Source organism: Streptomyces paludis (assembly GCF_003344965.1).
GTDB lineage: Bacteria > Actinomycetota > Actinomycetes > Streptomycetales > Streptomycetaceae > Streptomyces > Streptomyces paludis.
The window spans coordinates 2,060,311-2,079,399 of record NZ_CP031194.1 but is presented as its reverse complement, the minus strand read 5'-3'; the positions used below and the strand labels follow the sequence as shown (position 1 = coordinate 2,079,399).

Here is a 19,089-nt window from a genome sequence, read left to right as displayed (position 1 = left end):
TGATGGCCACCGATCTGCCGGGCTCCTGCCGTCTTCCGGTGGCCCATGTCCCAGCCACTGAAATGCACCGCCGTCGCCAGGCCGGGCCCGCGTACGCTGGACCACCGGAAACGGCTGCGCGCAAGCGACACGAAAGCGCCGCGTGAGCGGCACGATCAGCAGCGATACGAGAGCAGAGGGCGGCGCACGGTGGCAGCGGCACGGCAGGACGCGGTGGCACAGGCCCGCAGGATCGTCGTCAAGGTCGGTTCCTCGTCCCTCACCACCGCCTCCGGAGGACTCGACGCGGACCGGGTGGACGCCCTGGTCGACGCGCTCGCCACCGTACGGGGCCGGACATACGGACCGGGTGAGGGCGGCGGCGAGGGCGACCGGGAGATCGTCCTCGTCTCCAGCGGCGCCATCGCCGCCGGGCTCGCGCCGCTCGGCCTCGCCCGCCGCCCCCGCGACCTGGCCCGCCAGCAGGCCGCGGCCAGCGTCGGGCAGGGGCTGCTGGTCGCCCGGTACACCGCCTCGTTCGCGCGCTACGGCGTCCGGGTCGGGCAGGTGCTGCTGACCACGGACGACACCAGCCGCCGGGCCTCGTACCGCAACGCCTACCGCACCCTCGACCAGCTGCTGGGCATGGGCGCCGTCCCCGTCGTCAACGAGAACGACACCGTCGCCACCGACGAGATCCGCTTCGGGGACAACGACCGGCTGGCCGCGCTCGTCGCCCATCTCGTACGGGCCGATCTGCTCGTCCTGCTCTCCGACGTCGACGGGCTGTACGACGGTGACCCGAGCCGCCCCGGCACCTCCCGGATCGCCGAGGTGCGCGGCCCGGCCGACCTCGACGGTGTCTCCATCGGCAGCGCGGGCAAGGCGGGGGTCGGCACCGGCGGCATGGTCACCAAGGTCGAGGCCGCCCGGATCGCCGCCGAGGCGGGCATCCCGGTGGTGCTGACCTCGGCCAGCCACGCCGCCGACGCCCTCGCGGGCCGGGACACCGGTACGTACTTCCACTCCACCGGGCGCCGCTCGGCGGGCCGGCTGCTGTGGCTCGCGCACGCCTCCACCCCGCTCGGCGCCCTCACCCTGGACGACGGCGCCGTACGGGCCGTGGTGGAGCGGCGGACCTCGCTCCTGCCGGCCGGGATCGCGGCCGTCGAGGGCGAGTTCTCGGCGGGCGACCCGGTCGAGCTGCGGGACACCGAGGGCCGCGCGGTGGCCCGTGGACTCGTCAACTTCGACGCCAAGGAGATCCCGCAGCTGCTGGGCCGCTCGACCCGTGAGCTGGCCCGTGAGCTGGGGCCCGCCTACGAGCGTGAGGTCGTACACAGGGACGATCTGGTCATCCTGCATCCCTGACCCGGACCTGAAACGGCTGAAACTCCGGACTTGGGGCAGGGACCTTCACCAAAACCGCCCCACGTCCCGCCCGGTACTGGTCAACTTTGTCCCAGGGGTACAGGCGGGGGACGGCACGACGACGCAGCAACAGGAGGCCGCTGGTGAGACGAGCGCGCCCGGGGGCGCTGCCCCGAGGGACTGGTGGCGGCGCCCGAGCCCGGCGGGCCAAGGGCGAGGAACGGGCCCTGACCAGCGTCGAAGCGGGGGACGACTTCGGCGATTCCGACAACTTCCATGACATCGACGGCATCGACAGTATTGACGGCATCGGCGACGCCGGTGACGTCTCCTCGACGGCTACGGGCACGGGCGCGACGGAGCGTCCCGTGTCGAAGCTGTGGCACATCACGCTGAGCGTCTCGGGCCGGCAGGCCCCGCTGGCGGAGGTCCGGCGCGGTCTTGAGCAGCTCGCGCATGACCATCCCTTCCTGCTGACCAGCAGATACGCGGACGATCACGCGGAGATCCGGTACTGGGAGGAGGCCCGGGACCTGCACGACGCCGCCGCGGTGGCGCTGCGGCTCTGGGGCGAGCACCGCTCCACCGCGAAGCTCCCGCCGTGGGAGATCGTGGGGCTGGAGGTCATCGACCGCGAGACGTACCACCTGCGGATAGCGGAAGGGTGCGGTCCGCCCCCGGCGGCGACGGTCGGGGTCCATCCCTTCTGATCTCGTCGGCAGGTCCGACCCGGGCGACAGGTCCGACCCGGGCGGCCGGCCGTCCCGGAGCGCGGCAGCCGTCTCGGAGTGCGGAATACGTGCGGAATGCCCGCAGGGCGCGCATTACCCTGCGGGCATGACCTCGCTCTCTCCGTACGACAACCTCACCCCGGTCGCCAGGACCGCCTACCGGTCCCGCGCCGCGGCCGCCGATATCGCGCCACTGCCGCGCGCGGCCAAGGACGACGCGCTGCTGGCGATCGCCGACGCGCTGGAGGTCCGTACCCACGAGATCGTCACCGCCAACGCGGAGGACGTCGCGCGCGCCCGGGAGGCCGGGACCGCCGAGTCGGTCATCGACCGGCTGACGCTGACGCCGGAGCGGATCAGGGCCATCGCCGCGGACGTACGGGACGTGGCGGCGCTGCCCGACCCGGTCGGTGAGGTCGTCCGCGGCTCGACCCTGCCCAACGGGATCGATCTGCGGCAGGTCCGGGTGCCGCTCGGCGTGGTCGGCATCATCTACGAGGCCCGCCCCAACGTCACCGTGGACGCCGCCGCGCTCTGCCTCAAGTCGGGCAACGCCGTGCTGCTGCGCGGCTCGTCGTCCGCGATCGCCTCCAACACCGCGCTCGTCCGCGTCCTGCGCGACGCGGTCGGCGGCGCCGGGCTGCCCGCCGACGCCGTGCAGCTGGTGCCCGGCGAGGGCCGGGACGCGGTGCGGGAGCTGATGCGGGCCCGCGGGCTGGTCGACGTACTGATCCCGCGCGGCGGCGCCTCCCTGATCCGTACCGTCGTCGAGGGCTCCACCGTCCCGGTCATCGAGACCGGCACCGGCAACTGCCATGTGTACGTGGACGCCGACACCGATCTCGACATGGCCGTCGGCATCCTGATCAACTCCAAGGCGCAGCGGCCCAGCGTCTGCAACTCCGCCGAGACGCTCCTCGTCCACCAGGACAGCGCGGCGGCCTTCCTGCCGCGCGCGCTCGACGCGCTCGCGGACGCCGGGGTGACCGTGCACGGCGACGAGCGGGTGGTCGCGTACGCCGCCGGGACGAAGGCGACGGTCGTACCGGCGACGGAGGAGGACTGGGAGACCGAGTACCTCTCGTACGACATCGCCGCCGCGGTCGTGGACTCGCTGGACGCGGCCGTCGCGCACATCCGGCTCTGGTCGTCCGGCCATACGGAGGCGATCGTCACCACCTCGCAGGCCGCCGCCCGCAGATTCACCCAGTTGGTCGATTCCACGACGGTCGCCGTGAACGCGTCCACGCGCTTCACCGACGGCGGCCAGTTCGGCTTCGGCGCCGAGATCGGCATCTCCACCCAGAAGCTGCACGCCCGGGGCCCGATGGGGCTGCCCGAGCTGACCTCCACGAAGTACATCGTCACCGGGGACGGGCACATCCGGTAGGGGGCGTGCCCCCGGTCAGCAGCCGGGGGCGCCTTCGGGAACGGGATCTCCCGGGTTCATGTGATGAACGCCAACCCGGGAGAGTTCGGACTCCGCCTGCCCAAAGCGACGTCCCCGGTCTACTCTGAAGAGGTGCCGGACGACGTGGGGGGCAGGCCGTTTCCTGACGGCCGCGAGCCCGACGACGACCGCGGAGGCGCGGACAAGGACTTCGCCCCCGTGGTCTTCGACGAGGAATTCGTCAGATCCGCCACCATCCATGAACCCTCCGCCGTGGAACGGCTGCTCGCCGCCGCCCAGGCGCGCGCCGAGGCCGAGGCCGCCCGCGCGAGGTCCGGCGGCGGACCGCACGACGACGACCAGTACGACGAGCTGTACGGCAGGGACGGCGCCTACGGCCCGGAGTACGGCCACGAGTACGGATACGACCCCGATGACCCCGACGGCGACGCCGGCCCCTACGGACGCCACGGCGGCACCCTGCGGCCCTACCGGGGCAGTGCCCGCTGGCACCGGCCCGTCGCCTGGCTGCTCGCGCTGCTGATGGGCATCGGGATGGTCGCCCTCGCCTTCACCGCCGTCTACCGGGGCGCCTCGGCGGGCGGCCGCGACGACCAGGTGCCGCAGCCCGCCACGACCGGTATGGGCGAACACGGCACGACCGGCCCGTCGGTCGGGGCGCCGCACTCCGCGGCCACCGACGGCGCGCCCGCGGCAGCCGACGCCACGGCCCCGGACCGTACGGCCCCGGACCCCACCGCGAGCCACGGCGCCGCGGCGATCCGGCCGGCGCCGGCCGTCTCGGCCGTACCGCCCGCTCCCTGAACCCGGCCCCGTACCGGGGGTGTTACCCGAACGGGTGAGTGCGGCCCCACCGGAACCCGTCGGCTGCCACGGCGTTTACGTTCGGCCTCTCCGACCTAACCTGAAGGTATGGCAGGGCACGGAGACCCTCCCGAAGGGGAACCCGAAGGCTCCCCCCGCGGTGAGGACGACGAGTACCGATCCACCGTCTTCGACGAGTCGTTCATCCGCGCTGCCCGCCTCCAGGAGTACTCCGCGCGCGAGCGCATGACCGACCACTCCCACGCCGTACGGAAGGTGCAGCCGAAGCCCGCGCCGGACCCGGCCGGCGGCGGCGACCGGGGCGGCGCGCAGACCGGCCGGGGGCGCTTCAGCAACGGCCCCAAGCAGCTTCTGCTGCTGCTCATGGTGCTGGTGCTGTCCTTCGGTACGGCGGTCTATCTGGGCCTGCGCAATCCCTACCGGCCGCCGCCCCTGCGCGCCGTCGAGCAGGCGCGGATCTCGGTGCTCCCGCTGGTCCCCGAGGGGCGGGTGCCGGGCGGCACCCCCGACGAGCTGTTCGCGCACAGCCCCGCCGCGCGGTTCCGGGAGGGGGCCGCCGGGATCACCCTGCCGGGCGCCCGTGCCACCGGGGAGTTCGCGGAGGGGCAGGTGATGGCCGCGCTGACGATCGTCAAGGACTATCTCGTGGCGTCCTCGCTCGACCCGGACGTTCTCATGGGCCGCACCGTACGGCCCGTACGGGTGCTGCTCGACCCGGAGCAGCAGGGGCAGTTCGACCGCGGGCTGACCGATCCCGCCGCCGACGGACGGCACGACCCGATCGGCTGGCTCGTGCGCTTCGACCCGGCGACGGTGGCGCGCGCCGACTCGCAGGTGCGGGTGCGCGGCACCCTGACGTACCAGGAGACCTCGCCCGGGACGCTGGAGGTGGTCTCGGACCATGTCTTCGTCTACGCGCTGCGGCCGGCCGGCCCCGGCGACGGGGCCACGGACCGGTCCGTGGCGGGTCCGGTCCGGGACGCGTCGCTGTTCACCGTACGGCGGGAGCTGAGCTTCCGGTTCACCGCGGACGATCTGCCCAGGCGCCATACGGTGCTGGTCAGCAGCACGGCGCAGGCCGGGCCCCAGGAGTGCTCGGCCGAGGTGCCGCGGACGCTGCGTCCGCTGCTGGCGGGGGAGCGGGCGAAGCCGCACAACCCGGCCGCGACCGACCCGTACACGGCCGGTCCGGTGGCGCCCGCGATGTGCGGCACGCTCTCCCCGCTGGCGCAGCCGACGCTGACGGGTGGCGGGCCGGCCTCCTGAGAGCCGGCCCGCCACCCGCGCGCGTCAGGACGTACCGGACCCGCTGCTCTTGCCGCCGCCGTCGCTCTCGCCGTCGCCGCTGTGTCCGTTGTTGGACGGACGGCTGCCGCCGCCGCCCGTGAACTTGTCGCGCAGCTTGCCGCCCAGATCGCCCGCGCCGCCCGCGATGTCGCCGACCAGCTTCATCAGCGGGTCCTTGCTGCCGCGCACCGTGTCCGCGTAGTGCGAGGCCGAGTCGCGGAAGGAGTCCGTGACCGAGGTGTCCTTGTCCTCCGAGCGGCGCGGGTAGTGGCCGTCCATGATCCGCTGGAAGTCGCGGCTCTCGGACCACTTCTTCAGCTCGGCGGCCCGCACGGTGGTGAAGGGGTGGCTGCGCGGCAGCACGTTGAGGATCTTCAGCACGGAGTCGCGCAGATCCCCGCCCGCCTCGTACTCCTCGGCCTGGGCCAGGAACGCGTCCACGTTCATCTCGTGCAGATGATTGCCACCGGCGATCTTCATCAGCCCGCGCATCGACGCCTGGATGTCCTGCCCGACCAGCAGCCCGGCCCGGTCGGCCGACAGCTCGGACTTGCGGAACCACTCGCGCAGCGCCGTCACTATCGCCATGATCGCGACATTGCCGAGCGGGATCCAGGCGACCTTCAGGGCCAGGTTGGTGAGGAAGAGCAGTATCGTCCGGTAGACCGAGTGACCGGAGAGCGCGTGGCCCACCTCATGGCCCACGACCGCCCGGGTCTCCTCCTCGTCGAGCAGCTCCACCAGCCCCGTGGTGAGGACGATGATCGGCTCGTCCAGACCGATACACATCGCGTTGGGCTTCGGGTCCTGCGCCACGTACATGGCGGGGACCTTCTCCAGGTCGAGGATGGCGCAGGCGTCCAGCAGCATGGCGTGCAGATGGACGAACTGCGCGTCGCTGACCCGTACGGAGTCGGAGAGGAACAGCAGCCTCAGACTGCGCTCCGGCAGCAGTCCGCTGAGCGCCTTGAAGACCGTGTCGAAGCCGCTCAGCTTGCGCAGGGCGACCAGCGCCGAGCGGTCCGCCGGGTGTTCGTACGCCCGTGAGGAGATCCCCGGGAAGCGCCTGCGCTGTCTGCTCGGCAGGCTTTCATGACCGGCCGCTTCTTGGTTGTCGTCTGTCGTCATGGATATCCCCTGTTCGTACGAGTCCAAGGCTCGTCCCCCTGACGGCCCCCAGCCTAGGTGCTGGCGCTACCGTGTGGCGGGGGCCCGCGGCCGGGTTTCCCGGGGGGAGGACCCCGGGCCCCGGCCCGAAATGACCGAGGAGCACCACCGACATGCCGGACACCACCACACTGCTCGCCGCGGCATCGGACCAGCAGGGACCGGGCAATACGGTACGCATCGTGCTGGTCGTCGCCCTGGTCGGCGCCGCCCTGCTCGCCTGGCTCCTGTTGCGCGGATACCGCGACAACGATCACAACGACTGAGTCGGCGTGAGCGTGCCCGGGCCCCCCGCATACGATGTGCCCGAAGTCTCAGCTCCGACTTCCCCGACCCCAGACCCCCGAAGAAAAGGGCCCGCAGAAGATGAGCCTCAACGGCACCGCCGCCCATCTGGTCATGCTCGCCGAGGGCGGCGAACACGGCGGCAACCACGAAAGCCTCAACCCGCTGCTCACCGGCGGCGGCGCGCTCTTCGCGCTGCTCCTGCTGCTGTGGGTCACCACCCGCTTCAACCGCGACCGCTGACAGGCCGGGATCCGGTGCCAGTAGGCTCTGGACGCATGGGAGAGCAGCAAGCGTCCACCGGTCCCGGTCCCGTCGTTCCCGACACCGGGTCAGGCAGCGGTAAGCGCCGACTCGGCGTGATGGGCGGTACTTTCGACCCGATCCACCACGGGCACCTGGTGGCGGCCAGCGAAGTGGCCGCCCTGTTCCACCTCGACGAGGTGGTGTTCGTGCCGACCGGGACGCCGTGGCAGAAGAGTCAGCGCGCGGTGTCGCCGGCCGAGGACCGTTATCTGATGACGGTCATCGCCACGGCGTCGAACCCGCAGTTCTCGGTGAGCCGGATCGACATCGACCGCGGCGGCGCCACGTACACGATCGACACGCTGCGGGATCTGCGGACCCTCAACGACGACGCGGACCTCTTCTTCATCACGGGCGCCGACGCGCTCTCCCAGATCCTGAGCTGGCGTGATCACGAGGAGCTGTTCGCCCTCGCCCATTTCATCGGAGTCACCCGGCCGGGCCATGATCTGACGGACGACGGACTGCCCAAGGGCGGTGTCTCCCTGGTCGAGGTCCCCGCGCTGGCGATCTCCTCCACCGACTGCCGGGACCGGGTCGGCAAGGGCGATCCGGTCTGGTATCTGGTGCCGGACGGAGTCGTGCGCTACATCGACAAGCGGCAGTTGTACCGCGGCGAATGAGCCGCGGAGAGGGGCACCGGTGAACGACCGACAGCAGCCGTACGAGCCGTACGACCCGTATTACTCGCAGCCCCAGATCGTCGGATACGACGAGTACGGGCAGCCGGTGTACCAGCAGCCTCAGCAGCAGCAAGTCCAGCAACAGCAGCAGGGGTACGGCTACGACCCGTACGCCCAGCCGGATCAGGCCCAGCAGGGTCAGGCTCAGCAGCAGTACGACCAGTACGGCCAGTACGCGCAGCAGGGGTACGCGAACACCGGTTACGGCTACGACGCGGGCCAGCAGCAGTGGAGCGTCCCGCAGCAGCCCCAGCCGCAGCAGGCGCAGCCCCAGCAGCAGGCCGCCCCCGCGCCCGTGCCTGCCCCTGCGCCCGCCCCCGAGCCGGCGCCCCCGGCCCCGGCACCCGCCGCGCCCGAACCGGCCGCCGCCGAGCGGGAGAAGGCGCCCGCCGCCGGGTCCGAGCAGACGGCCGGGGACCGCGACTACAAGACCGAGCAGTTCTCCTTCATAGAGGAGCCGAACGAGTCCTCCGAAGACGTCATCGACTGGCTCAACTTCACCGAGAGCCGCTCCGAGCGCCGTGAGGAGGCCAAGCGCCGGGGCCGCAGCCGCGGCGTGGCGATGGTCGTGGGGCTCGCCCTGGTGGTCCTCGGCGGTGTCGGCTACCTCTGGTACGCGGGTCTGCTGCCCGGCTTCTCCTCCTCGGAGAAGAAGGCGAGCACGGCGTCGGGACCGCAGAAGCGCGATGTGATCGTCGTCCATATGCACAACACGAAGGACAAGGGCACCTCCACGGCGCTGCTGGTCAACAACTCCACGGCCGGGGAGGGTTCCACCCTGCTGCTGCCCAACTCCCTCTCGGTGGCCGCCGACGACGGCACCTCCGTCACGCTCGGCAAGTCCGTGGACGAGGACGGCTCGGACACCACACGCGAGTCCATCGGCACCCTCTTCGGCACCAAGATCTCCGGCACCTGGCGGCTGGACACGCCCTATCTGGACAATCTCGTCGAGCTGGTCGGCGGCATCGACCTGGACACCGACGCGGAGGTGCCCGGCGCGAAGAAGGGCGACGACCCGCTGGTGAAGAAGGGCGAGCAGCAGACGCTCAGCGGCAAGGCCGCCGTCGCGTACGCCACCTACCGCGCCCCGGGCGAGGAGGAGGCCAAGCAGCTCCAGCGGTTCGGCCAGGTGATCCAGGGCGCGCTGCGGAAGCTCTCCAGCGACGCGGAGTCCGCCACGCTCACCGTCGAGACGCTGGGGCAGATCCTCGACCCCTCGCTGCCCGAGAAGGACCTCGGCGCCTCCCTGGCCAAGCTCGCCGAGCACGCCAAGGCGGGCGACTACAAGACGACGCTCCTGCCCGTACAGGAGGACGGCACGCTCAGCGAGGAGACCTCGGACAGCGTGGTGAAGGACATCCTCGGCGGCTCGGTCAGCGCCCCCGAGAAGGGCGCGGCGGCCCGGGTCGGCGTCAAGAACGCGAGCGGCGACCAGGACGCGGCGGAGTCCGCCCGTATCGCCCTGGTCAACGGCGGCTACACCTTCGTGGACGCGGGGACCGCCGAGGTCGTGACGTCCTCCCGCGTCACCTACGGTGACGACGAGAACAAGGACCGGGCGGAAGAGGTCGCCAAGACGCTCTCGCTGCCGGACAGCGCGGTCGAGAAGGGCAAGACGGCGGCGAACGCCGATGTGTCGGTCGTCCTCGGCGAGGACTACAAGGTCGACTAGCCGATCCGGAGCGGCGCGGGTGCGGGCGGATGCCGCCGGAGGGCGCCGGGCAGGGGGAACGGTCCCCGCCCGGCGCCCTTCCCGTGCCCGCGCCCGCGTCGCGCCCGGGGCTGCGTCGGCTGTCGGTGGTCCGTGAGACCCTGGACTTCTCCACGACCGTCTACGAAAGCCTGCCAGTGACCGCAACTGATCGTTCCATCCAGCTCGTCAACGCCGCCGCCCAGGCGGCCGCGGACCGGCTCGCGCACGACGTCATCGCGTACGACGTCAGCGATGTGCTGTCGATCACCGACGCCTTCCTGCTCGCCTCCGCGCCCAACGACCGACAGGTCAAGTCGATCGTCGACGAGATCGAGGAGCGGCTCCAGAAGGAGCTGGGCGCCAAGCCGGTGCGCCGCGAGGGCGACCGTGACGCCCGCTGGATCCTCCTCGACTACGTGGACATCGTCATCCATGTCCAGCACAGCGAGGAGCGCGTCTTCTACGCCCTGGAGCGGCTCTGGAAGGACTGCCCCGAGCTGCCGCTGCCCGAGGACGCCGTCAAGACCCGCGGCAAGGCCAAGGAGCACGCCGAGGTCAACGGCGAGGTCACCGGCGAGCCCGCCGCCCACGCCGGGATCGCCGGTGACGCGGACGGTGAGCTGAGCTGAACGGCGCGCAGGGCGGCAGGGGCCGCCGTATCGTCCTGTGGCGCCACGGCCGTACGGCCTGGAATCTGGAACGCCGCTTCCAGGGCACCACGGACATCGAGCTGACCGATGAGGGCGTCGCGCAGGCCCGGCGCGCGGCCCGGCTGCTGGCCTCGCTGAAGCCGGACGCGATCATCGCCTCCGACCTCCGGCGGGCCGCCGCCACCGCCGCCGAGCTGGCCTCGGTCACCGGCCTCGGCATCCAGCACGACGCCGCGCTCCGCGAGACCTTCGCGGGCACCTGGCAGGGGCTGACCCACGACGAGATCATCGGGCGGTACGGCGAGGAGTACGCGGCGTGGAAGCGCGGCGAGCCCATTCGGCGCGGCGGCGGTGAGCTGGAGACCGAGGTCGCCGACCGGGCGGCGCCCGTGGTGCTCCGGCACGCCGACCAGCTGCCCGACGGCGGCACCCTGGTCGTGGTCAGCCACGGCGGCACGATCCGTACCACCATCGGCCGGCTGCTCGGCCTGGAGGCGTTCCACTGGGAAGGACTCGGCGGGCTCTCCAACTGCTGCTGGTCGGTCCTCGGTGAGGGCGCGCGCGGCTGGCGGCTGCTGGAACACAACGCCGGCACCCTCCCGGAACCGGTCCTCGGCGACGACGTCTGAGCGGTCCCGGGAGGCGGCAGCACCGGATTTCGCTTTCCGGCAGGTCACAGGCTAAAGTTCTTCTTGTTCGCAGCGCGGAGCGCGGGGAACACGCGGGGCTATAGCTCAGTTGGTAGAGCGCCTGCATGGCATGCAGGAGGTCAGGAGTTCAATTCTCCTTAGCTCCACAATCGGCACACTCGGTGCCACCCACAGAATCCCGTCCCTTCCTGGGGCGGGATTTCTGTTGTTCCCGCGTCGCTCTGTGTGCCGCTCCCCGTACATCTCCCCGCACCGGTTTCCGCTCTGGTGTGTCCGTTGCCGCTCAGTGGGTACAGAAGCCCCTGCGAGCACGCCATTTAGGCTGACCAGAAGGCCGGAGCGTGGCAGAATCGAACCGCCGGAGGGGGCGAGGAACCGGACCGGGAAGGAGCGCGCGATGGGCGCCCACAGGCGTACGTGCGACTGGTGCGGCAGCGGTACGCCGATCGTCAGGGACATGGATCCGCTGAGCGCCGACTACCAGTACTGGTGCGAGGAGTGCGCGCGGGCGCTGATCATAAAAGGCGACCCGATCGAGACGTACCGGGAGCTGGAGGGCGAGCCGATCTACGGCCGTCTCCTCGACGACCACTGCACGCTCAAGAGGTTCTACTCGTTCGCCACGGCCTGATCGTTCACCCCGGCCGGCCCGCTTCCGGAATCGATTTGGTGGTGGGCAGCCGGACCGTTAAAGTTGTCGATGTCGCCGAGGGAAACCCCGGTGGCGCTCCGCGAGGGGCTATAGCTCAGTTGGTAGAGCGCCTGCATGGCATGCAGGAGGTCAGGAGTTCAATTCTCCTTAGCTCCACAGGTGAAGAACGAAGACAAGCGGGCCATCCGAATCCGGATGGCCCGCTTTCTTGTCTCCCGCGGTCGGCGGGGAGAGCGGTGAGGGCGGACCCCGCGGGGCCCGCCCTCACCGTTTCAGCTCACTCTTCCCACCTGGCTCGGCTCACCGTGCCGGCCCGGCTCTCCCGCTCAACCCCGCCCGGGGCCAAGGGCCTTGCGGCGGCCACCGCCGCCGCCCGGGGGCAGCGCCGCGCGGGCCGGCGGCTTCTCCACCTTGGGCTGCGGAGGCGGCGCCTGGTCCAGCCGCAGGGCGAGCTGCGGGCACCGGCGTACGGCACGCATGGCCGCGCCCTGGAGGTGCATCGGGACATCGGCCTTGGCGGGCGTCGGGAAGCCGTCCGGGCTCATCCGGAACAGCTCGGGAAGGATGTCCGCGCACAGGCCGTGGCCCTCGCAGAGCGTCCAGTCGATCGCCAGCTTGCCACCGCTCGGAATGGACTCGACATGCTCCTGGTAGCCCTCGCTGGGCAGCGGCAGCACACCGGTCGTCTCGCGCCCGCAGCCGCCGTTCAGCACATGGGCGGCGAGATCGTCCGTGAACGCCGCCAGGGTGGAGTTGAAGAAGCGCGCCGAACCGTCCGGGTGCTGGCAGGCGCCGCGCGCCTTGACGGCCTGGATGACCGCGCGCAGCGCCTCAAGCGCCGCCTGGCCACCGCCGTTGATGACGTCGGAGAGCCCTCCCGCGGCGGCCGGCAGACCCAGCTTGCACGGGCCGCACTGACCGGCGGTCTCGGCCGCCAGCCAGTTGGCGACGTGCAGCGCCTCGCCCAGCGGGCAGGTCTCGGGACCGATCGGCAGGATCGCGCCCGCGCCCAGCGCGCCGCCCAGGGACTTGAACGACTTCTTCGAGATGACGGCCTCGTGGGCGGAGACCGCGTCCATCCAGTCACCGTGGTAGCCACCGGTCAGCACACCCTGCGGCATCGGCGGGGCGCCCGCCATCTGGAGGATGTAGCGCAGCGGGACACCGGTCGGCGCCTCGATGACCATGGGCCGGGCGACCGCGCCGGACACGGTCAGCATGACCGTACCGGGCTCGTCCTCCAGGCCCGTGCCGCAGTAGCGGCGGGCACCGATGCGCGCCGCCACGGCCAGCTGCGCGAAGGTCTCCGCGTTGGACAGCAGCGTCGGCAGACCGCCGACACCGGACTCGGCGGCACGCTCACGGCGCCCCGGCGGCTTGGCGGGGCCACCGCCGATCGCGCGGATCACGGACGACGCCTCACCGGAGACCATGCGCTCCGGCGTACGGACCACCTTGGCGCGCAGCGCGGCACCGCGCCGGTCGGAGAGCCCGCGCTCGGCGAGCGCCGCCCGGATCGAGACCTCGGTGGAGTTACGGGTGACCACCACGATCAGCGTGCGCGCGCCGAGCGCCTCGGCGGCCAGCAGCGCGCCGTCCAGGATGAGATGCGGCGCGCGGTTGAGCATCACGGTGTCTTTGCGGCAAGGGGGCTCGCCCTCACTGCCGTTGACCACGACGACCGGCCGTACCCCGCGCCGGATCGCGGACTTGGCGACCGCGCGCAGCTTCCGGTGGAACGGGAAGCCGGCGCCGCCGCGGCCGGTCAGGGATATCGCCTCGGCGAGCTGGGCGAGGCGCTCGCCGGTCATCGCTTCGAGCGGGCCGTGCACCTTGAGATGCATGGGGAGGTCGAGGCGCTCGACCAGATCGAATCCCTGCGTCAGCTGGGGGAGGCCGACCACACGGACTTCGGGCACATCGGGGATGGGGGCATTCACGGTCGGTCTCCTGCGGGTGCGTTCCAGGGTTCCCCGGCCGGGGGCTGATACACGGGACCGGGAACGGGGTTGGACCCGTCGAATGCGGACGGTTGCGCGTACGGGTCGGGCGCGGCCTGGGCCCCGGGCTGCCCCGGATAGCCGCGCGGGTCGTACGCGGGGACGGCACCGGTGTCGTAGGGGGCGGCGGTGGCCGGGGTGTACGGCGGGAGGGAACCGGTGTCGTACGAGGGCGGGGTGGTGGTGCCGTAGGGGGAGGCACCGTCCGGGCCGTAGGGGGAGGCGGCGGCCTGGTTGGGCGCCTGGTTGTTGAACTGCGGCATGGCGCCCGTGTCGTACTGCTGCACGGGTATCGAGCCCGTGTTGTACTGCGGCGCGGTGGGGCCCGGTTCGTACGGCTCGGGGGCGTCCGGGTCGTACGGGGGCGGCCGGCCGCGGTCGTACTGCTGGGCCGCCGGCGGCTCGTACTGGGGGGTGGCGCCGGTGTCGTACGGCTGCGCGGGCGCGCCCCCGCCGAACGCCTGGGCCGCGCCGGGGTCGAACGCGGGGGTGGCGCCGGTGTCGTACGGCATGGGGGCGGCCGGGTTCTGCGGGGGCGTGACGAACGCCTGGGACCGCGCCGGCGGGGGAGGCATCGGCGCCGGCCAGGAGCCGCCGCGGCCGGTGGGCTCGTCCTGGATGACGGGTATCTCGTCGGTCATGAGGACGCGCTCGGCGAGCGGGATCTCGCTGGTCGGCGGCACCCGCCGGGAGGAGCCGGTGGACGGTCCCGGGCCGGGGCCCGGGGCGTCCGGGGTGATCGGCATCCGGGCGGTCGCGTCGGCGTTCTGCGCCGCGCGGTAGCCGGCCGACAGGCCCGTACCGGAGTCGCCCGAGCTGTCCGAGCCGCCGCCGAAGGACTCGCCGCCGCGCGGTGCGGCGAACGTGTCGGACATCGGGTCGCCGCCCCGGCCCGGGCCCCTGCCCTGACCGGGGAGGGGCAGCGGGTCGGCCATCGGCCGCGGTGTCGCCTCGTACAGCGGCGGGGAGGGGGCGGGGAGCCTCGGCTGCTGACGGGGCGCGTCGAACGACATGTTGCCGCCCATCGAGGGCGGGCCGGCCGACTCGCGCTCCCGGCGCGGCTGGAAGTCGCGCTGCGGCCCGACACCCATGGCGCCCGGGAGCGGGGAGGACGACAGATCGCGGCGGTACTCCTGGGACTCCCGCCGGTCGGCGTCCCCGCCCGTCATCGAGACGATGCCCTCGGCGATCCGCTGCTGGTTCTCCCGGGGGAGCAGACGCATGGCGACGACGACGGCCACACCGAGCATGACCATGGAGTACATGACGGTGACATAGGTGGCCGCGGGGCGGCCGGTGAAGAGTCCGTGCACCATCGCGAAACACCAGGCGGGGTAGGCCAGCATGTGCATGGCCCGCCATTTGTAGGCGAATTTGCCGGTCGGGGCCATCACGCTGCGCATGGCGCCGGTGGTGGCGGCGACGATCATCAGCAGTCCGGCCATCGAGCCGAAACCGATGAGTCCGCTGGTGCCGGTGATACCGAGACCGAACGGCAACAGGGCGCCGATCAGCGCCACTTTGCCGAGCGAGATCTTGATGCTCACGTGCAGCAACAGGAAGCCCAGCGACGAGACCGCCGTGGCCCGGTGAATGCCCTGGGCGACCAGGCGGTGACGCGGGGAGAGCAGCAGCCTGTCGGTGGCGATCAGCCCCCAGACAACGGCCCCTGAGAGCGACAGCAGCGACAGCACGCCGGCGCCGAAGTCGATGAAGGCACGGAAGGCTTCGCCTCCCGTGACGGCGAGCACAGGTACCACAATCAGCGTGGCGACCGTCAACCCGATAGTGATCGACCGGCTCTTGCCGGTCTCCGAGTTTGAAGAGCCAAGCATGCTAAGAGGGTTCATAGGGGGGCAACTCCGAAGGGCTCGGGAAAGCGGTCCCGTTGCGGCATGCTAAGTGGAGCCATATCGAGGAGCACTCGGTTTGCGGGTTTAGCCAGGTGAAGGTGAGTTATCCGACTTTCGAGTTGCCCGGATAGGGCCGATTCGCGGAGTAAGGCCGCAGCCCCGCCGGCCGGTCCGTACCCCGCAAAGCCCATCCGTCCGCTCTCGTCAACGTCCGCTGTCAACCTCTTGACCCCTCCCCGCGTGGATCTATGCATTCTCTCCCCATCTTCTCCCCGATCCCGCACCCCCCTGCGCGCACCCGCGACAGCCCCCGCGCGTGCCCGTGCGTGCCCGTGCCGTCTTGTACGGCCCTGAGGTGCTCGTTGTTCGCTTCCGGCCCGTTCTTCTTTGGACGGGTACCGGTCAAGTCTTGATCACGTCGAGCCGTTGTGCGTGCTGTGAGGGTCCCGCGCGTGCCGTAGGGGCCCTGCGGTATCCTGGCACCATGTGTGCCGTACGCCTTCTGCTTAGCGGGCCGCGCTGATCAGTCCCGACGGATGAGAGATCCGGTCGGAATCAGCGCGGCGGTCCCCTCCTGTGTGAGGGGGCTTTTTCGTTCGTATCCGCAGGCAGAGACGATCCATGGAGCTGTCAGACAACATGAGCGAGACCAATCCCGCCGCTGCCGAGCCCGTGGCGTCCCACCGGTACACGGCCGCCATGGCCGCCGATATCGAGGCGCGCTGGCAGGACGTCTGGGACACCGACGGCACGTACGAGGCACCGAACCCCACGGGTGAGCTGGCCGGCGACCCGGAGCTGGTCGCCAAGCCCAAGAAGTTCATCATGGACATGTTCCCCTACCCGTCGGGCAGCGGACTCCACGTCGGCCACCCGCTGGGCTATATCGCCACCGACGTGTTCGCCCGCCACCAGCGCATGACCGGGCACAACGTCCTGCACACGCTGGGCTTCGACGCCTTCGGCCTGCCCGCCGAGCAGTACGCGGTCCAGACCGGCACGCACCCCCGCGCCTCCACCGAGGCGAACATGGAGAACATGAAGGTCCAGCTGCGCCGGCTGGGCCTGGGCCACGACAAGCGCCGCTCCTTCGCGACGATCGACCCGGACTACTACAAGTGGACCCAGTGGATCTTCGTCCAGATCTTCAACTCCTGGTACGACAAGGACGCGGACCGGGCGCGCCCCATCAGCACACTGGTCGCGCAGTTCGAGAGCGGGCAGCGCGCGACGCCCGACGGGCGCCCCTGGAGTGAGCTGAGCGCCGTCGAGCGCGCCGACGTACTGGGCGGCTACCGGCTGGCGTACGCCTCCGACGCGCCCGTCAACTGGGCGCCCGGCCTGGGCACCGTCCTGGCCAACGAGGAAGTCACCGCGGACGGCCGCTCCGAGCGCGGCAACTTCCCGGTGTTCAAGGCGAAGCTGCGCCAGTGGAACATGCGCATCACCGCCTACGCCGACCGGCTGCTCTCCGACCTGGACGCGCTGGACTGGCCGGAGGCCATCAAGCTCCAGCAGCGCAACTGGATCGGCCGCAGCGAGGGCGCGCGCGTCGACTTCCCCGTGACGGACGCCGCCGGGAACGACGCGGCCATCACGGTCTTCACGACCCGTCAGGACACCCTCTTCGGCGCCACGTACATGGTGCTGGCGCCGGAGCACGAGCTGGTCGGCGCGCTCGTCCCGGCCGTCTGGCCGGAGGGGACCCACGAGGTCTGGACGGGCGGTCACGCGACGCCCGCCGCCGCCGTGGACGCGTACCGCAAGCAGGCCGCCTCGAAGTCCGATGTCGAGCGGCAGGCCGAGGCCAAGGACAAGACCGGCGTCTTCACGGGCGCGTACGCGACCAACCCGGTCAGCGGCGAACCGGTGCCCGTGTTCATCTCGGACTACGTCCTGATGGGGTACGGCACAGGCGCGATCATGGCCGTACCGGCGCACGACGGGCGCGACTTCGCCTTCGCGCGCGCCTTCGAGCTGCCGATCCGCTCGGTCATCGAGCCGACGGACGGCCGGGGCACGGACCCGTCGACATGGGAGGACGTGTTCTCCTCGAACGACGGAACGATCGTCAACTCGGCCCGTACGGACGTCACTCTGGACGGTCTGAGCGTGGGCGAGGCCAAGGCGCGGATCACCGAATGGCTGACCGAGAGCGGCATCGGCGAAGGCACCGTCAACTTCCGGCTGCGCGACTGGCTGTTCAGCCGGCAGCGCTACTGGGGCGAGCCCTTCCCGATCGTGTACGACGAGGACGGCGTCGCGCACGCGCTGCCCGAGTCGATGCTGCCGCTGGAGCTGCCCGAGGTCGACGACTACACGCCGCGCACCTTCGACCCGGACGACGCCGACACCCAGCCGGAGACGCCCCTGTCGCGGAACGCCGACTGGGTCGATGTCGAGCTGGACCTGGGGCTGGGCGAGGGCGTCAAGCGCTACCGCCGCGAGACCAACACCATGCCGAACTGGGCCGGTTCCTGCTGGTACGAGCTGCGCTACCTGGACCCGCACAACAGCGAGAAGCTGGTCGACCCGGCCGTCGAGCAGTACTGGATGGGCCCCCGCGAGGGACAGCCGCACGGCGGTGTCGACCTGTACGTCGGCGGCGCCGAGCATGCCGTACTGCACCTGCTGTACGCGCGGTTCTGGTCCAAGGTGCTCTTCGACCTGGGCCATGTCTCGTCGGTCGAGCCGTTCCACAAGCTCTACAACCAGGGCATGATCCAGGCGTACGTCTACCGCGACAGCCGCGGTATCGCGGTGCCGGCCGCCGAGATCGCGGAGCACGCCGGCGGGTACTGGTACGGGGGCGAGCGGGTCAGCCGGGTCCTCGGCAAGATGGGCAAGTCCCTGAAGAACGCCGTCACCCCGGACGAGATCTTCGTCGAGTACGGCGCGGACACCCTGCGCCTGTACGAGATGGCGATGGGCCCGCTGGATGTCTCGCGGCCGTGGGACACGCGCGCGGTGGTGGGCCAGTACCGGCTGCTCCAGCGACTGTGGCGCAATGTGGTCGACGAGGCGACCGGTGAGGTCACCGTCGTGGACGCCGAGCCGGACGAGGCGACGCTGCGCGCGCTGCACAAGGCGATCGACGGCGTCGGCCAGGACATGACGGCGCTGCGCTTCAACACGGCCATCGCCAAGGTCACCGAGCTGAACAACCATCTGACCAAGTCGGGCACCCCGCTCGCGCGGTCGGTGGCCGAGCCGCTGGTGCTGCTGGTCGCGCCGCTGGCCCCGCATATCGCCGAGGAGCTGTGGCACCGGCTGGGCCACCGGGACTCGGTCGTGCACCAGGACTTCCCGGTCGCGGACCCGGCGTATGTCGTGGACGAGACCGTGACCTGTGTGGTGCAGGTCAAGGGCAAGGTCAAGGCCCGGCTGGAGGTCTCCCCGGAGATCTCGGACACGGAGCTGGAGGCGCTGGCGCTGGCGGACGCGGGGGTGGTGGCGGCGCTGGGCGGCGCGGGCATCCGGAAGGTGATCGTCCGGGCGCCGAAGCTGGTGAACATCGTTCCGGCGTAGCTCGTCCTGGTAATC

16 protein-coding genes and 2 tRNA genes are annotated in these 19,089 nt (G+C 71.3%); 15 read left to right on the top strand and 3 right to left on the bottom strand.

Going from position 1 to position 19,089, the window contains the following annotated elements; all coding sequences use genetic code 11:
* Positions 1 to 213: 213 nt before the first annotated feature.
* The 5 genes from proB (at position 214) to DVK44_RS08960 (ending at position 5,583) form a co-directional block, all read left to right on the top strand.
* Positions 214 to 1,350 (top strand): glutamate 5-kinase, encoded by a 1,137-nt coding sequence (proB, locus tag DVK44_RS08980; protein ID WP_114659174.1) that lies wholly within the window; start codon positions 214 to 216, stop codon positions 1,348 to 1,350.
* A 143-nt stretch (positions 1,351 to 1,493) separates the two neighbouring features.
* Entirely contained in the window at positions 1,494 to 2,060 is a 567-nt protein-coding gene (locus DVK44_RS08975; RefSeq protein WP_114659173.1) for a hypothetical protein, read from the top strand.
* 127 nt (positions 2,061 to 2,187) lie between these two features.
* Positions 2,188 to 3,471, top strand: a complete 1,284-nt coding sequence (locus tag DVK44_RS08970; RefSeq protein ID WP_114659172.1) for a glutamate-5-semialdehyde dehydrogenase — start codon at positions 2,188 to 2,190, stop codon at positions 3,469 to 3,471.
* Positions 3,472 to 3,603: 132 nt separating this feature from the next.
* Positions 3,604 to 4,296: an SCO2584 family spore wall biosynthesis protein gene (locus DVK44_RS08965; protein WP_114665009.1), complete on the top strand. Its 693-nt coding sequence runs from the start codon at positions 3,604 to 3,606 to the stop codon at positions 4,294 to 4,296.
* 108 nt (positions 4,297 to 4,404) lie between these two features.
* Entirely contained in the window at positions 4,405 to 5,583 is a 1,179-nt protein-coding gene (locus tag DVK44_RS08960) for an SCO2583 family membrane protein (RefSeq protein WP_114659171.1), read from the top strand.
* Between the two features lie 24 nt (positions 5,584 to 5,607).
* On the opposite strand, the gene DVK44_RS08955 is transcribed toward DVK44_RS08960, so the two are convergent.
* The gene (locus DVK44_RS08955; protein ID WP_114659170.1) at positions 5,608 to 6,732 is read right to left on the bottom strand and encodes a M48 family metallopeptidase; all 1,125 of its coding nucleotides are present in this window, start codon (positions 6,730 to 6,732) and stop codon (positions 5,608 to 5,610) included.
* Between the two features lie 152 nt (positions 6,733 to 6,884).
* Between DVK44_RS08955 and DVK44_RS36700 the strand changes: the two genes are divergently transcribed.
* From DVK44_RS36700 to DVK44_RS08920, 9 genes are all read left to right on the top strand, one after another.
* Positions 6,885 to 7,037 (top strand): hypothetical protein, encoded by a 153-nt coding sequence (locus DVK44_RS36700; protein ID WP_181957434.1) that lies wholly within the window; start codon positions 6,885 to 6,887, stop codon positions 7,035 to 7,037.
* A gap of 100 nt (positions 7,038 to 7,137) precedes the next feature.
* On the top strand, positions 7,138 to 7,299 hold the full coding sequence (locus DVK44_RS36695; RefSeq protein WP_181957433.1) for a hypothetical protein: 162 nt from the start codon (positions 7,138 to 7,140) through the stop codon (positions 7,297 to 7,299).
* Between the two features lie 35 nt (positions 7,300 to 7,334).
* A complete protein-coding gene (nadD, locus tag DVK44_RS08950) occupies positions 7,335 to 7,985 on the top strand; it encodes a nicotinate-nucleotide adenylyltransferase (protein ID WP_114659169.1) in 651 nt (216 codons plus the stop codon).
* A 19-nt stretch (positions 7,986 to 8,004) separates the two neighbouring features.
* A complete protein-coding gene (locus tag DVK44_RS08945) occupies positions 8,005 to 9,720 on the top strand; it encodes an LCP family protein (RefSeq protein ID WP_114659168.1) in 1,716 nt (571 codons plus the stop codon).
* A gap of 176 nt (positions 9,721 to 9,896) precedes the next feature.
* A complete protein-coding gene (gene rsfS, locus DVK44_RS08940; protein ID WP_114665008.1) occupies positions 9,897 to 10,370 on the top strand; it encodes a ribosome silencing factor in 474 nt (157 codons plus the stop codon).
* Complete coding sequence (locus DVK44_RS08935) at positions 10,367 to 11,020, top strand: histidine phosphatase family protein (protein ID WP_114659167.1); 654 nt, start codon at positions 10,367 to 10,369, stop codon at positions 11,018 to 11,020. The genes rsfS and DVK44_RS08935 overlap by 4 nt, the downstream gene beginning before the upstream one ends.
* A 94-nt stretch (positions 11,021 to 11,114) precedes the next feature.
* Positions 11,115 to 11,187: transfer RNA gene (locus DVK44_RS08930), tRNA-Ala, on the top strand.
* A 251-nt stretch (positions 11,188 to 11,438) separates the two neighbouring features.
* Positions 11,439 to 11,672, top strand: coding sequence for a hypothetical protein (locus DVK44_RS08925; protein ID WP_114659166.1), 234 nt, complete (start codon positions 11,439 to 11,441; stop codon positions 11,670 to 11,672).
* 104 nt (positions 11,673 to 11,776) lie between these two features.
* Positions 11,777 to 11,849 (top strand) — tRNA-Ala (locus DVK44_RS08920).
* 170 nt (positions 11,850 to 12,019) lie between these two features.
* On the opposite strand, the gene DVK44_RS08915 is transcribed toward DVK44_RS08920, so the two are convergent.
* Together DVK44_RS08915 and DVK44_RS08910 are read right to left on the bottom strand one after the other, a co-directional pair.
* The gene (locus tag DVK44_RS08915) at positions 12,020 to 13,633 is read right to left on the bottom strand and encodes an NADH-quinone oxidoreductase subunit NuoF family protein (RefSeq protein ID WP_114659165.1); all 1,614 of its coding nucleotides are present in this window, start codon (positions 13,631 to 13,633) and stop codon (positions 12,020 to 12,022) included.
* Positions 13,630 to 15,528: a hypothetical protein gene (locus tag DVK44_RS08910; protein ID WP_181957432.1), complete on the bottom strand. Its 1,899-nt coding sequence runs from the start codon at positions 15,526 to 15,528 to the stop codon at positions 13,630 to 13,632. The genes DVK44_RS08915 and DVK44_RS08910 overlap by 4 nt, the downstream gene beginning before the upstream one ends.
* 657 nt (positions 15,529 to 16,185) lie before the next feature.
* Between DVK44_RS08910 and leuS the strand changes: the two genes are divergently transcribed.
* Complete coding sequence (leuS, locus tag DVK44_RS08905; RefSeq protein WP_114659164.1) at positions 16,186 to 19,074, top strand: leucine--tRNA ligase; 2,889 nt, start codon at positions 16,186 to 16,188, stop codon at positions 19,072 to 19,074.
* The last annotated feature ends 15 nt before the right edge of the window (positions 19,075 to 19,089 follow it).

Coding starts and splice junctions, on each gene's coding strand:
- DVK44_RS08910 (WP_181957432.1), bottom strand. CDS start 15,528: ATGCTTGGCTCTTCAAACTCGGAGACCGGCAAGAGCCGGTCGATCACT.
- leuS (WP_114659164.1), top strand. CDS start 16,186: ATGAGCGAGACCAATCCCGCCGCTGCCGAGCCCGTGGCGTCCCACCGG.
- DVK44_RS08970 (WP_114659172.1), top strand. CDS start 2,188: ATGACCTCGCTCTCTCCGTACGACAACCTCACCCCGGTCGCCAGGACC.
- nadD (WP_114659169.1), top strand. CDS start 7,335: ATGGGAGAGCAGCAAGCGTCCACCGGTCCCGGTCCCGTCGTTCCCGAC.
- DVK44_RS36700 (WP_181957434.1), top strand. CDS start 6,885: ATGCCGGACACCACCACACTGCTCGCCGCGGCATCGGACCAGCAGGGA.
- DVK44_RS36695 (WP_181957433.1), top strand. CDS start 7,138: ATGAGCCTCAACGGCACCGCCGCCCATCTGGTCATGCTCGCCGAGGGC.
- DVK44_RS08960 (WP_114659171.1), top strand. CDS start 4,405: ATGGCAGGGCACGGAGACCCTCCCGAAGGGGAACCCGAAGGCTCCCCC.
- DVK44_RS08925 (WP_114659166.1), top strand. CDS start 11,439: ATGGGCGCCCACAGGCGTACGTGCGACTGGTGCGGCAGCGGTACGCCG.
- DVK44_RS08955 (WP_114659170.1), bottom strand. CDS start 6,732: ATGACGACAGACGACAACCAAGAAGCGGCCGGTCATGAAAGCCTGCCG.